General features: G+C 73.1%; 11 protein-coding genes. 9 read left to right on the top strand and 2 right to left on the bottom strand.

Annotated elements, in window-relative coordinates; translation table 11 throughout:
• Positions 1-81: 81 nt before the first annotated feature.
• Both QUG92_RS04595 and xylA read right to left on the bottom strand, forming a co-directional pair.
• Positions 82-1,554, bottom strand: a complete 1,473-nt coding sequence (locus QUG92_RS04595; protein ID WP_289457837.1) for a xylulokinase — start codon at positions 1,552-1,554, stop codon at positions 82-84.
• Complete coding sequence (gene xylA / locus QUG92_RS04590; protein WP_069711734.1) at positions 1,547-2,740, bottom strand: xylose isomerase; 1,194 nt, start codon at positions 2,738-2,740, stop codon at positions 1,547-1,549. Before xylA ends, QUG92_RS04595 begins: the two co-directional genes overlap by 8 nt.
• A 97-nt stretch (positions 2,741-2,837) precedes the next feature.
• Between xylA and QUG92_RS04585 the strand changes: the two genes are divergently transcribed.
• The 9 genes from QUG92_RS04585 (at position 2,838) to QUG92_RS04545 (ending at position 13,444) form a co-directional block, all read left to right on the top strand.
• Complete coding sequence (locus QUG92_RS04585; protein WP_182045486.1) at positions 2,838-4,034, top strand: Gfo/Idh/MocA family protein; 1,197 nt, start codon at positions 2,838-2,840, stop codon at positions 4,032-4,034.
• On the top strand, positions 4,031-4,741 hold the full coding sequence (locus tag QUG92_RS04580; RefSeq protein WP_182045485.1) for a ThuA domain-containing protein: 711 nt from the start codon (positions 4,031-4,033) through the stop codon (positions 4,739-4,741). Before QUG92_RS04585 ends, QUG92_RS04580 begins: the two co-directional genes overlap by 4 nt.
• Positions 4,726-5,823 (top strand): Gfo/Idh/MocA family protein, encoded by a 1,098-nt coding sequence (locus QUG92_RS04575; RefSeq protein ID WP_289457834.1) that lies wholly within the window; start codon positions 4,726-4,728, stop codon positions 5,821-5,823. Before QUG92_RS04580 ends, QUG92_RS04575 begins: the two co-directional genes overlap by 16 nt.
• 17 nt (positions 5,824-5,840) lie before the next feature.
• Complete coding sequence (locus QUG92_RS04570; RefSeq protein ID WP_289457833.1) at positions 5,841-6,875, top strand: sugar phosphate isomerase/epimerase family protein; 1,035 nt, start codon at positions 5,841-5,843, stop codon at positions 6,873-6,875.
• A gap of 127 nt (positions 6,876-7,002) precedes the next feature.
• Entirely contained in the window at positions 7,003-8,295 is a 1,293-nt protein-coding gene (locus QUG92_RS04565) for an ROK family transcriptional regulator (RefSeq protein WP_289457832.1), read from the top strand.
• Complete coding sequence (locus tag QUG92_RS04560; protein ID WP_289457831.1) at positions 8,292-9,338, top strand: NAD(P)-dependent alcohol dehydrogenase; 1,047 nt, start codon at positions 8,292-8,294, stop codon at positions 9,336-9,338. The genes QUG92_RS04565 and QUG92_RS04560 overlap by 4 nt, the downstream gene beginning before the upstream one ends.
• Before the next feature lie 144 nt (positions 9,339-9,482).
• Positions 9,483-10,862: an MFS transporter gene (locus QUG92_RS04555; protein ID WP_289457830.1), complete on the top strand. Its 1,380-nt coding sequence runs from the start codon at positions 9,483-9,485 to the stop codon at positions 10,860-10,862.
• A gap of 121 nt (positions 10,863-10,983) precedes the next feature.
• Positions 10,984-12,411, top strand: a complete 1,428-nt coding sequence (gene glmU / locus QUG92_RS04550) for a bifunctional UDP-N-acetylglucosamine diphosphorylase/glucosamine-1-phosphate N-acetyltransferase GlmU (RefSeq protein WP_289457829.1) — start codon at positions 10,984-10,986, stop codon at positions 12,409-12,411.
• 55 nt (positions 12,412-12,466) lie between these two features.
• Positions 12,467-13,444: a ribose-phosphate diphosphokinase gene (locus tag QUG92_RS04545; RefSeq protein ID WP_182045478.1), complete on the top strand. Its 978-nt coding sequence runs from the start codon at positions 12,467-12,469 to the stop codon at positions 13,442-13,444.
• The last annotated feature ends 32 nt before the right edge of the window (positions 13,445-13,476 follow it).

Genomic DNA, 13,476 nt, shown 5'->3' with positions numbered 1-13,476 from the left:
CCGGTCGGATCTCCCGACCGGGTACGCCCGATTCCACCAGGTGCGCGCGCGTCGTGCGCGCGTGCGCCGTGCGCGCGTGTGTCAGCGCGCGGCGGCGCGGTACTGCTCGAGCACCTCGGGGTGCGGGTCCGCGGGCACGACGGTCGCGGCGACCTCCCACGACGGCAGGGTCCCGCCGAGCACCCACGCGGCCTGGCGTGCGGCCCCCGCGGCGACGTACTCGCCGGGCTCGGGGATCGACACGTCGCGACCGAACACCTGCGCGGCGACGGCACGGACGGCCTCGTTCCGCGCGGCCCCACCGATGAGCAGCAGTCGGTCCACCGTCACGCCGGTGTCCTCGACCGCGGCGAGCCCGTCCGCGAGCGCGCACAGCATGCCCTCGACGGCGGCACGGGCGAGGTGCGCCCGGTCGGTCGTCTGCGGGGTCATGCCGAGCAGCGAGGCGGTCGCGTCCGGCCGGTTCGGCGTGCGCTCGCCGACGAAGTACGGCACCAGGACGAGTCCGTCCGACCCCGCCGGCGCCTGTAGCGCCAGCTCGCCGAGCTCGCCGTGGTCGACGGCGAGGAGGCCGCCGATCACCTCGAGCACCCGGGCTGCGTTGAGCGTGGTGACGATCGGGAGGCGCGACCCGGTCCCGTCGGCGAAGCCCGCCACGGTCCCGCTTTGGTCCGTCACCTCGGTGTCGGTGACCCCGAAGACCGTGCCGCTCGTACCGAGGGACACCGCGACGTCACCCGGGCCGAGCCCGAGTCCGAGCGCTGCCCCGGCGTTGTCGCCGAGCCCCGGGCCGACGACGAGCCCGGCGCGGGCGACGGCGCCGCCCGGCAGCTCGACGTCGGACGCCAGCGTGCCCATCGCCTCGTCGGGAGCCACGACCCGCGGGACCACGACCAGGTCGGCGTCCGGCGTGCCGACGCCGGCGACCCGCGAGGCCCGTCCGAGCGCCTGCTCGAACAGCTCCGCGTCGTACTCCCGGCGCACCGGGTCCCAGTAGCCGGTGCCGCTGGCGTCCGAGCCGTCGGTCGCGAGGGCGTCGAGGTCCGGACCGAGCGGGCTCTCGTCCGCCGGGCCGTACCCGCGCAGCCGCCACGACAGCCAGTCGTGGGGGAGCGCGACGGCGGCGACGCGCGCCGCGTTGTCGGGCTCGGCGTCGCGGAGCCACCGCAGCTTGGTGCCGGTGAACGAGGCCACCGGGACCAGACCCGTCCGGGCGACCCATGCCTCCCGACCGAGCTCCTCGACCATCTGCGCGGCCGCGTCCGCACTGCGCACGTCGTTCCAGAGCAGGGCGTCGCGGACCACGCGGCCGTCGGCGTCGAGCGCGACCATGCCGTGCTGCTGCCCGGCGATCGCGACGGCGGCGACGTCGTCGAACCCGCCGGCGTCCGCGATCGCGGAGCCGAGCGCGTCCCACCAGTGGCGGGGGTCGACGGACGTGCCGTCCGGGTGGGACGCGCGCCCCTCCCGGACGACCGCACCGGTCGCCGCATCGCGGACGGTGACCTTGCAGGACTGGGTCGACGAGTCGACCCCTGCGACGAGGTCAGCCACGAGCGCCCATGAGGTGCTCGATCGCGAGCTGCTGCAGGCGGACGAAGCCGAAGCCCTTGCCGCCGAAGTACGCGTCGGCGTCGAAGTCCTCGTAGGCCGAGCGGTCGGCGAGGAGGTCGTCGTACGACTCACCGCTGTTCAGCGTCGGCGTCGAGAGCTCGTCGACCTTCGCGGCGGACAGGGCCTCCTGCACCTCGGGGTCGGCGCGGAACGCCTGCGCGCGCTCCTTGAGGAGCAGGTACATGCGCATGTTCGCCTGCGCCGAGTCCCAGACGCCGGTGATGTCCTCGGTGCGGCTCGGCTTGTAGTCGAAGTGGCGGGGGCCGTCGTACGCCTGGCCGCCCTGCGGGGCACCGTGCTCGAGCAGGTCGACGAGCGAGAACGCGTTCTGCAGGTCGCCGTGACCGAAGACGAGGTCCTGGTCGTACTTGATGCCGCGCTGGCCGTTGAGGTCGATGTGGAAGAGCTTGCCCTGGTAGAGCGCCTGGGCGATGCCGGCGGTGAAGTTCAGGCCCGCCATCTGCTCGTGGCCGACCTCGGGGTTGATGCCGAACAGCTCCGGGCGCTCGAGCGTCTCGGTGAAGGCGATCGCGTGGCCGAGGGTCGGCAGGAGGATGTCGCCGCGGGGCTCGTTCGGCTTCGGCTCGATGGCGAAGCGGATGTCGTAGCCCTTGTCGGTGACGTACTGGGCGAGCAGGTTGACGGCCTCGCGGTAGCGCTCGAGGGCGGCCTGCACGTCCTTGGCGGAGTCGTACTCCGAACCCTCGCGGCCACCCCACATGACGAACGTCTTCGCGCCGAGCTCGGCGGCGAGGTCGACGTTGCGGAGCACCTTGCGGAGCGCGAAGCGGCGGACGTCGCGGTCGTTCGAGGTGAAGCCGCCGTCCTTGAAGACCGGCGCCGAGAACAGGTTCGTCGTCACCATCGGGACGATGATCCCGGTCGAGTCGAGCGCGCCCTTCAGGCGGTCGATCTGCGCCTGGCGCTCGGCGTCGGTCGAGCCGAACGCGAACAGGTCGTCGTCGTGGAAGGTCAGGCCGTAGGCGCCGAGCTCGTCGAGCTTCTCGACCGCCTCGACCACGTCCAGCGCGGGACGGGTCGGGCCGCCGAACGGGTCGGAGCCGTTGTAGCCGATGGTCCAGAGACCGAAGGAGAACTTGTCGTCGCGGGTGGGCGTCGTTGCCATGGTGGATCACCGTTCGTCGTCGAAACAAAATGTTGCCGCGCCCAACATAAGCGGTAGTGTTGACTCTGGCAAGACGTGATCGCAAAGGAGCGAACGAATGGCATCGGACCGACCTGCGCAGGGACGACTGCGTGTGGCGATGGTGGGACACGGCTTCATGGGGGCCGCCCACTCGCAGGGGTGGCGGACCGCCCCGAGGTTCTTCGACCTCGGGGTCGAGACCGAGATGGCGGTGGTCGTCGGGCGCGACCCGGAGCGGACGGAGGCAGCGCGTCGCCAGTACGGCTGGCAGACCGCCTCGACCGATTGGCGGGCAGCGGTCACCGACCCGGACATCGACGTGGTCGACATCTGCTCGCCCGGCTCGTCGCACGTCGAGGTCGCGATCGCCGCGCTCCGCGCCGGCAAGCACGTGCTCTGCGAGAAGCCACTCGCCAACTCCGTCGCCGAGGCCGAGGCGATGACCGAGGCCGCCGCGGCGGCCCGGGCGGACGGCGTCCGGTCGATGGTCGGCTTCAGCTACCGCCGGGTCCCCGCGATCGCGCTGGCCCGCCAGCTGGTGCAGGCCGGGAGGCTCGGGACCGTCCGCCAGGTCCGCGCGCTCTACCTGCAGGACTGGTTGGCCGACCCGGAGGGCCCGATGACGTGGCGCCTCGACAAGGCGCTCGCCGGCTCCGGCTCGCTCGGCGACATCGGTGCGCACGCGATCGACCTCGTCGAGCACGTCACCGGCGCACAGCTGTCCACCGTGTCCGGCACGCTCGAGACCTTCGTGCACGAGCGCCCGCTGATGGCTGAGGGCGTCGGGCTCTCCGGCACGGCGTCCGAGGAGCGCGGGCAGGTCACCGTCGACGACGCGGCGTTCTTCCTCGGTCGTCTGGCCGGTGGTGCCGCGGACGGTGCGATCGGCACCTTCGAGGCGACGCGGTACGCGACCGGCCGGAAGAACGGCCTGACCCTCGAGATCAGCGGCTCCGAGGGCGCGATCCAGTTCGACCTCGAGTCCATGAACGAGCTGCGGCTGTACGAGGCGTCGGCACCCGCGGGGGAGCAGGGCTTCCGGCGGGTCCTCGTCACCGAGCCCGAGCACCCGTACATGGCGGCGTGGTGGCCGACCGGGCACCTCATCGGGTACGAGCACACCTTCAGTCACGAGGTGAAGGACTTCGTGCAGGCGATCGTCGCCGGCGAGGACCCGTCCCCGTCCTTCGAGGAGGGCCTGCACGTGCAGCAGGTCCTCGACGCGGTCGAGCGCAGCGCGGTCGACGGCAGCGCCTGGACGGCGATCCGATGAGCGCCGCCGAGACCCCGCAGCGCCGGGCACTGGTCGTCCGCGGCGGGTGGGACGGACACATGCCCGTCGAGACCACCGACCTGTTCGTCCCGTTCCTGCGGGACAACGGCTTCGACGTCCGCGTGTCGGACTCGACGGCGGTGTACGCCGACGAGTCCGTGATGGCGGAGGTCGACCTGATCGTGCAGGTCGTGACGATGTCGACCATCGCGGACGACGAGTTCGCGGGACTGCAGCAGGCGGTGCTCGGCGGCGCCGGGCTCGCCGGGTGGCACGGCGGCATCGCGGACGCCTTCCGGAACACCGCCGACTACCTGCACATGATCGGCGGCCAGTTCGCGCACCACGCGGGCAAGCACCCCTCGGAGCGCACCGGCGAGCAGTCCGACAACTACATCCCGTACACGGTGCACGTCACCGAGGCCGGGCACGAGCACCCGATCACGCAGGGCATCGAGGACTTCGACCTCGTGACCGAGCAGTACTGGGTGCTCTCCGACGAGTACAACGACGTGCTGGCGACCACGATGCAGGAGGCCCGGGACTTCGACGCCTGGAACCGTCCGGTCACGGCGCCGGCGATCTGGACCCGGCAGTGGGGCGAGGGACGCGTGTTCGTCTCGGCACCCGGGCACCGGCTCGAGGTCGTCGAGTCGCAGCCGCTCCGCACGATCATCGAGAGGGGACTCCTGTGGGCAGCCCGTTGAAGGTCGGTGTCGTCGGGGTCGGCGTCATCAGCCAGCAGTACTTCGAGCACTTCCCGGCCCTGCCCGGGCTCGAGCTCACCGCCGTGGCGGACATCGACGTGGCGCGGGCGCAGGCGGTCGGCGAGGCCCAGGGCGTTCGCGGCTCCTCGGTCGACGAGCTCATCGCGGCCGACGACGTCGACGTCGTCCTCAACCTGACGATCCCCGCCGCGCACGCCGAGATCGCCACCCGGGCGCTCGAGGCCGGCAAGCACGTCTACGGCGAGAAGCCGCTGGCGATGTCGACGGCCGAGGCGCAGCCCGTGCTCGACCTCGCCCGCCGCTCGGGCCTGCGGATCGGCAGCGCGCCGGACACCGTGCTCGGCACCGGCATCCAGACCGCCCGCCAGGCGCTCGACAGCGGCGCGATCGGCACGCCCGTGGGGGCGGCGGTCTCGTGGTCGGCGCCCGGCCACGAGCTCTGGCACCCGGCACCGGGGTTCTACTACCAGCCCGGCGGCGGTCCGCTGCTCGACATGGGGCCGTACTACCTGACGAGCCTCGTGTCGTTCTTCGGCCCGGTCGTCCGCGTGAGCGGAGCCTCGACCCGGTCCGACCGCGAGCGCACCATCGCCACCGGTCCGGCCGCGGGCACCCCGCTGCGGGTCGACATCGACACGCACGTCGTCGCGGTCCTGGAGCACGCGAGCGGTGTCGTCTCGACGGTCACCGTCTCGTTCGAGGTCTGGGCGACCCGGGCACCGCTGTTCGAGGTGTACGGCACCGGGGGCACCCTCGGCGTCCCCGACCCGAACCGGTTCTCGGACACCGTGTCGATCGCCGACGCCGCCACGCGCGAGTGGTCCGACCTGCCGACGAGCGCCGGGTACGCCGACGCCGGACGTGGGTACGGTCTCGCCGACATGGCGCGCGCGATCGCGACGGACCGCCCGCACCGGGCGTCCGGCGACCTCGCGTTCCACGTGCTCGAGACCATGGAGGCGGTGCAGACTGCTGCCCGCGAGCACACCGTGGTCGAGGTGCGGTCGCGCGTCGACCGTCCGGAGACGGTGCCCGCCGGAGCGGAGCCGGGCACGTGGTGAACGAGGAGCAGGGAGCAGTGAGCAGCACGTCGGAGCCGAGCAGCGCCTCCCGGCCGGTGACGCTGTTCACCGGGCAGTGGGCCGACCTGCCCTTCGAGGAGGTCGCACGTCTGGCGGGGGAGTGGGGCTACGACGGCCTGGAGATCGCCTGCTGGGGTGACCACCTCGACGTGCGCCGAGCCGCGACGGACCCCGAGTACGTGGCGGACCGCAGGGCGATCCTCGAGCGCAACGGGCTGCAGGTCTGGACGATCGCGAACCACCTGACCGGGCAGGCCGTGTGCGACGACCCGATCGACCAGCGGCACGAGGACATCCTCGCGCCGCACGTGTGGGGCGACGGCGATCCCGAGGGCGTGCGGCAGCGCGCGGCCGAGGAGCTGCAGTGGACCGCACGCGCGGCGGCCGCGCTCGGCGTCGACACCGTCACCGGGTTCTCGGGCTCGTCGATCTGGAAGACCGTCGCCGGGTTCCCGCCCGTGCCGCCGTCGATGATCGAGGCCGGGTACCAGGACTTCCACCACCGCTGGTCGCCGATCCTCGACGTGTTCGAGGAGGTCGGCGTCCGCTTCGCGCTCGAGGTGCACCCGTCCGAGATCGCGTACGACTACTGGACGGCTGCGCGGGCGCTCGAGGTGTTCCGGGACCGACCGGCGTTCGGGTTCAACTTCGACCCGTCGCACTTCGTCTGGCAGGACCTCGACCCCGCCGCGTTCCTGCTCGACTTCGCCGACCGGGTGTACCACGTGCACTGCAAGGAGTCGGTCAAGCAGCTCGACGGCCGGAACGGACGGCTCGGGTCGCACCTGCCGTGGGGCGACCCCCGGCGCGGGTGGGACTTCGTCACCGCCGGCCACGGGGACGTGCCGTGGGAGCGGGTGTTCCGCGTGCTCAACCACATCGGCTACGCGGGGCCGACCAGTGTCGAGTGGGAGGACGCGGGCATGGACCGGCTCGTCGGCGGCCCCGAGGCGCTCGCGTTCGTGCGGCGACTCGGGACGATCGCCCCGCCCGACGCGTCGTTCGACGCCGCGTTCTCGCGGTCGCGCTAGTCGGCGCCGGGCTGCCTGCCCGCACGAGGCTCGGCCCGGCGGACAGTTTCGCGGCTTCGCGCCCGCGAAACTGTCCGCAGAGCCGAGGCTTGCCCCGCCCCTCACCCCGCACAACCCAGGAGGACCCATGGCCCGGACGGCCACGACCACGCCCGGCAACGCCGCGCGCGTCCTCCGCATCGTGCACGAGGGCGGACCCGTCAGCCGCGCCGAGCTCACCCGTCGGACGGGACTCAACCGGTCGACGGTGCTCGCACTGGTCGGGGAGCTCGTCGAGCAGGGCCTCGTGCACGAGGAGCTGCCGACGGCCGGTGGCTCCGGCTCCGAGCGCCCGGCCGGCGTGGGCCGCCCGAGCGCGATCGTCCGAGCGGCACCGGACGTCGTGGCCGCGGCGGTGACGGTGGAGATCGACGCCGTCGGGGTCGCCCTCGTCGCGCTCGACGGCACCGTCCGGGACCGCCTCGTCGAACCGCAGACCACCGTGCCCGGAGCGGCGGACGCCGTCGACGCCGTCGCCCGCGTGCTGCGGACGCTCACCGACCGGGCACCGTCGCTCCGGGTCGTCGGGGTCGGCGTCGCCGTCCCGGGCATCGTCCGGGTCGAGGACGGGGTCGTCCGCGACGCCCCGCACCTCGGGTGGCGCGACGAGCCCTTCGCCGGGCCGCTCGCCGAGCGCCTCGGGCTGCCGGTCCGCGCGGCGAACGACGCGAACCTCGGCGCCTGGGCCGAGCGGCTGTACGGCAGCGCGCGCGGTGTCGACGACCTCGTGTACCTCAACGGCGGCGCGAGCGGCATCGGCGGCGGGATCGTGAGCGCCGGCCGACCGTTCAGCGGTGCCGACGGGTACGCGGGCGAGCTCGGGCACACCTTCGTCGCCGCGAACGGCATCCGCTGCCACTGCGGTGCGGTCGGGTGCCTCGAGACCGAGGCCTCGCGCGGTGCCCTGACCGCCGTGACCGGCACCGCACCGGACGACCTCGACGCGCTCGCGACGGCGCTCGCCGACGGGCGGGACACCGTCGAACGGGTCGTCGACCGCCAGGTCGCGGCGCTTGCCACCGCGATCCGGAATGCCATCCACACGGTCGACCCCGAGGTCGTCGTGCTCGGCGGGTTCCTCGCCGTCCTGCTCGGGCACGTCGGCGACCGCGTGGAGGACGACGTCCGGGCCCAGACCATGGCGGCGATGACCGACCGGCTCCGCATCGTGCCCGCCGCCCTCGGGCGCGACGTCCTCGTGCGGGGCGCGGCCGAGCTCGGGTTCGCCGACCTCCTCCGCGACGGCACCCTCCGCAGCACGGGCGTGCCCGCGAGCGTGGGCGGGCCCACCAGCGCGGGAGCCTCCGTGACCACCACCACCGACACCCACGAGACCACAGCCGACCGCGACGACGCGGTCGAGGAAGCGAGATCCGCATGAGCACCACCCCCGACACCCAGCGCGCGAGCGTCCTGCCCGGCACCGAGGACCTGACGATCGAGGACCGCGCCGTCCCCGAGGTCGCACCCGGCGACGTGCTCGTCCGTGTCGCCGCCGTCGGCGTCTGCGGCTCCGACGTCCACTACTACCGCCACGGCCGCATCGGCGACTTCGTCGTCGAGGAGCCGCTCGTCCTCGGCCACGAGCTGTCCGGCACGATCGCCGCCGTCGGCGAGGGCGTCGACCCGTCCCGCGTCGGCGAGCGCGTCGCCGTCGAACCGCAGCGCCCCTGCCACCGCTGCGCGCAGTGCCTGGCCGGCCGGTACAACCTCTGCCCGCACATGCGCTTCTACGCGACCCCACCGGTCGACGGCGCCTTCGCCGAGTACGTCACCATCGAGGCCGAGTTCGCGCACACCCTGCCGGACAGCGTGTCCTTCGAGGCCGGTGCACTGCTCGAACCGCTGTCCGTCGGCATCGCGGCCGCCCGCAAGGCCGGGATCGTCCCCGGGTCGAGCGTCCTCGTCGCCGGCGCCGGTCCGATCGGCGTGATCTGCGCGCAGGTCGCCCGGGCCTTCGGCGCGACCCGCGTCGTCGTGAGCGACCTCGTGCCCGAGCGTCGCGAGCGCGCGCTGTCCTTCGGCGCCACCGAGGTCGTGGACCCGGTCGCGGTGGACGTCACGTCGGACATCGTGCCCGTTGACGCGTTCATCGACGCCAGTGGCGCGCCCCGAGCGGTGTCGGACGGCATCAAGGCCGTGGGACCGGCCGGCGCGGCCGTGCTCGTCGGTCTCGGCAACTCCGAGATGGTCCTGCCCGTCGAGCACATCCAGAACCTCGAGGTGACCGTCACCGGCATCTTCCGGTACACGAACACCTGGCCGGTGGCGATCGGGCTGGTCGCCTCGGGCCAGGTCGACCTCGACGCGCTCGTCACCGGGCGCTTCGGGCTCGACGAGGTCCGCGAGGCCCTGGAGAGCGACACCGACCCGGCATCGCTGAAGTCGGTCGTGTACCCGAACGGCGTGCCCGCGACCGAGTGACGTGACCGAGCAACGGACGGGAGGCGCGGTGCCAGCTGGCACCGCGCCTCCCGTCCGTCTCGCGGTCCGGTCCGGCGACCGCACCTGCCGACGCACCCGGACCGGGGGCACCGCCGCGACACCGCGACGCGCTACGGTTCGGCCATGACCGCGACACCGGCGGCGGCAGTGCCGCAGCGCACCAACCGACGGGCTCTCGTGTCCTGGGCGCTCTGGGACTGGGGGTCCGCGGCCTTCAACGCCGTCGTCACGACCTTCGTCTTCAGCACGTACCTCGCCAGTCGTGCGTTCGTCGACCCGGGGCTCGTCGCCGCCGAGGGGTCCTCGTCGGACGCCGCGCGCGCCGTCGAGCGCGAACTCGCGCACAACGCGGCGACCGTCTCGACCGCGCTCACCGTCGCCGGGATCGTGGTGGCGCTCGTCGCCCCCGCGGTGGGGCGGCTCGCCGACTCGTCCGGGCACCGGCGCCGGTCGGTGCTCATCGGCACGGTCGGCGTCGCGCTGTCCATCGGGGCCATGGTGTTCGTCGCCCCGCAGCAGCCGTACCTGGTGCTCGGCGCGGCCCTGCTCGGCATCGGGACGGTCGCCTACGAGATCGCGACGGTCGGGTACAACGCGATGCTCGGCCAGGTGGCGCCGGGCCCGCAGACCGGCCGGGTGTCGGCGATCGGGTGGGCGGCCGGGTACTTCGGCGGCATCGTGCTGCTCGTCGTCCTGCTCGTGCTCTGCATCCAGGACTTCGGCGACGAGGGGGTCGCCGGACTCCTGCACCTGCCGTCGACGGTGGCGTCGGGGTCGTGGGACGTGCGCGTCGCCATCGGCATCGCCGCGGTGTGGCTCGCCGTGAGCTCGGTCCCGCTCTTCCTCACCGTGCCCGAGGCGGCACCGGACCGGACGCGCACGGGCGGCCTGCTCGGCGCCTACCGCGACCTCGGGCGGCACGTCGCGCGGCTGTGGCGGGAGCGCCGCAACGTCCTGGCGTTCCTCGTCGCGAGCGCCGTGTTCCGCGACGGGGTCGGCGCGGTGTTCACCTTCGGCGGGATCGTGGCCGCGCAGGTGTTCGGCTTCACGCCGTCGCAGGTGATCCTCTTCGCTATCGCCGCCAACGTCGTCGCGGGGATCGCGACGTTCGCGTCCGGTCGGCTCGACGACCGCTTCGGGTCGCGCGCGGTCATCACGGTCTCGCTCGCCGGACTCGCGCTGACCGGGGTCGGCGTGTTCCTCGTGGGCGACGCGACCGCCGGGTTCTGGGCGCTCGGGCTGACCCTCGCGCTGTTCGTCGGCCCGGTGCAGTCGTCGTCGCGGGCGTACCTGTCGCGGCTCGCGACGCCCGGTCGCGAGGGCGAGCTCTTCGGCCTCTACGCCACGACCGGGCGGGCGGCGTCGTTCCTCGCGCCGGCGCTGTTCGGGATCGCGGTCACCGTCGGCGGCTCCACGCGCTTCGGGATCATCGGCGTCGTGGTGGTGCTCGTCGCGGGGCTCGTGCTCATGGCGTTCGTCCGTCGGGAGCCGGCGGCCGCCTAGCGGTTCGGGTTCGGGAGCCCGGCACCGCCGAGCGGGTGCGTCACGTCCGTGCAGGCCGTGCACGCCGTGCACGCCGTGCTCGCCGTGCACCCGTCGGGAGTGCTTGCGCCAGGATGGGTGCATGACCGACCAGCGCATCGCCGTCGTCGTCCTCGCCGCCGGGCAGGGCACGCGCATGAAGTCGTCCACCCCGAAGGTGCTGCACCGGCTCGCCGGCCTGCCCCTCGTCGCGCACGTGCTGCGGACGGCCGCCTCGCTCGAGCCCGAGCACCTCGCCGTCGTCGTCCGGCACGAGCGGGAGCGCGTCGCGGCCGAGGTCGCCGAGCGCGCGCCCGACGCGATCGTCGTCGACCAGGACGAGGTCCCCGGCACCGGACGAGCGGTCCAGGTCGCGGTCCAGGCGCTGCCCGACGACTTCGACGGCACCGTCGTGGTGCTCTCCGGCGACGTCCCGCTGCTCGACGCGGTGTCGCTCCGCGCGCTCCTGAACGCCCACGCCGGCAACGCCGTCACGCTCGTGAGCGCGATCGCCGACGACGCCACCGGTCTCGGCCGCATCGTCCGCGACGCCGCCGGCGCCTTCGTCGGCATCGTCGAGCACAAGGACGCGACGGACGCCCAGCGCACCATCACCGAGTACAACGCCGGCATCTACGCCTTCGACGTGACGCACCTGCGCGCCGTGCTGCCGTCGCTCACCACCGCGAACGCCCAGGGCGAGCAGTACGTCACCGACGTGCCCGCCCTCGTCATCGAGCGTGGCGGTGCCGTCGACGTCGTCACCCTGACCGACCCGTGGCTCGTGGCCGGCATCAACGACCGCGCGCAGCTGTCCGACGCCGCCCGCGAGCTCAACGCCCGCATCGTCCGCCGGCACCAGGTCGCCGGGGTCACCGTGCAGGACCCGGCCACGACCTGGATCGACCTCGACGTCACGATCGAGGCCGACGCCGAGATCCTGCCCGGGACGCAGCTCGTGGGCGCGACGGCGATCGCCGCCGGCGCGGTGGTCGGGCCGGACACCACGCTCCGCGACACCGAGGTCGGCGCCGGCGCGGTGGTGAACCGGGTCGACGCGACCCTCGCGGTCATCGGCGACGGCGCCTCCGTCGGGCCCTTCGCCTACCTGCGTCCGGGCACGGTCCTCGGCGAGCGGGGCAAGATCGGCACCTTCGTCGAGACGAAGAACGCGGTCATCGGACGCGGCAGCAAGGTCCCGCACCTGTCGTACATCGGCGACGCCGAGGTCGGCGAGGAGTCCAACATCGGCGCGAACACGATCACCGCGAACTACGACGGCGTGCACAAGCACCGGACCGAGGTCGGGTCACACGTCCGCACCGGCTCGCACAACGTGTTCGTCGCCCCGGTTAGGATTGGGGACGGGGCGTACACCGGCGCGGGTACGACCGTCCGCAAGGACGTACCGGCCGGGTCGCTGGCGATCAGCTACGCCCCGCAGCGCAACACCGACGGATGGGTCGAGGAACACCGACCCGGTTCGCCGGCGGCCGAGGCGGCTCGGCACGCGCACGGCGAACAGATCTGACGGCGGTCGGGTCGATCGAGACGACCCCGAGCGGGTCAGGGAGTGAGCACCGCACTTGTCCGGAATCAAGACCACGGGCCAGAAACGACTCGTCCTCGTGTCGGGTCGGGCCCACCCGGAACTCTCGAAGCAGATCGCCGAGGAGCTCGGTGTCGACCTGGTGCCGACCGATGCACGGACCTTCGCGAACGGCGAGCTCTACGCGCGCTTCGACGAGTCGGTCCGCGGTTGCGACGCGTTCGTCATCCAGTCGCACACCGCGCCGATCAACGAGTGGCTCATGGAGCAGCTCATCATGGTCGACGCCCTGAAGCGTGCCTCGGCCAAGCGGATCACCGTCGTCGCGCCGTTCTACCCCTACGCGCGCCAGGACAAGAAGGGCCGCGGGCGTGAGCCGATCTCGGCCCGGCTCGTCGCGGACCTGTTCAAGGCCGCGGGCGCGCACCGCATCATGAGCGTCGACCTGCACGCGGCGCAGATCCAGGGCTTCTTCGACGGCCCCGTCGACCACCTCTTCGCGATGCCCGTGCTCCTCGAGCGCTTCCAGCAGATCCTCGACCCGAAGACGCTGACCGTCGTCTCGCCGGACATGGGGCGAGTCCGCGTCGCCGACATCTGGTCCGAGAAGCTCGGTGCCCCGCTCGCGATCATCCACAAGCGCCGCGACCCGCTCGTGCCGAACCAGGTCTCGGTGCACGAGATCGTCGGTGACGTCTCCGGACGGGTCTGCCTGCTCGTCGACGACCTCATCGACACCGGCCGGACCATCGCGAAGGCGGCCGAGGCGCTCAAGAACGCGGGCGCGACCGGCGTGGTCGTCGCCGCCACCCACGCGGTGTTCTCCGACCCGGCCACCGAGCTCCTGCAGAGCGAGTTCATCGACCGCGTGGTCGTGACCGACACGCTGCCGCTGCCGGAGGACAAGCGCTGGGACCGCCTCGAGGTCCTGCCGATCGCCCCGCTGATCGCCCGCGCGATCCACGAGGTGTTCGACGACGGCTCCGTGACCTCGATGTTCGACGGTGCTGCCTGACCGAGCCGGCCACGCGCCGTCCGTGAGCCGGC

The organism is Curtobacterium citri (genome assembly GCF_030362955.1).
Taxonomy (GTDB): Bacteria; Actinomycetota; Actinomycetes; order Actinomycetales; family Microbacteriaceae; genus Curtobacterium; species Curtobacterium citri.
The sequence above is the reverse complement of the archived record's forward strand: the minus strand, read 5'-3'. Positions and strand labels throughout refer to the sequence as shown.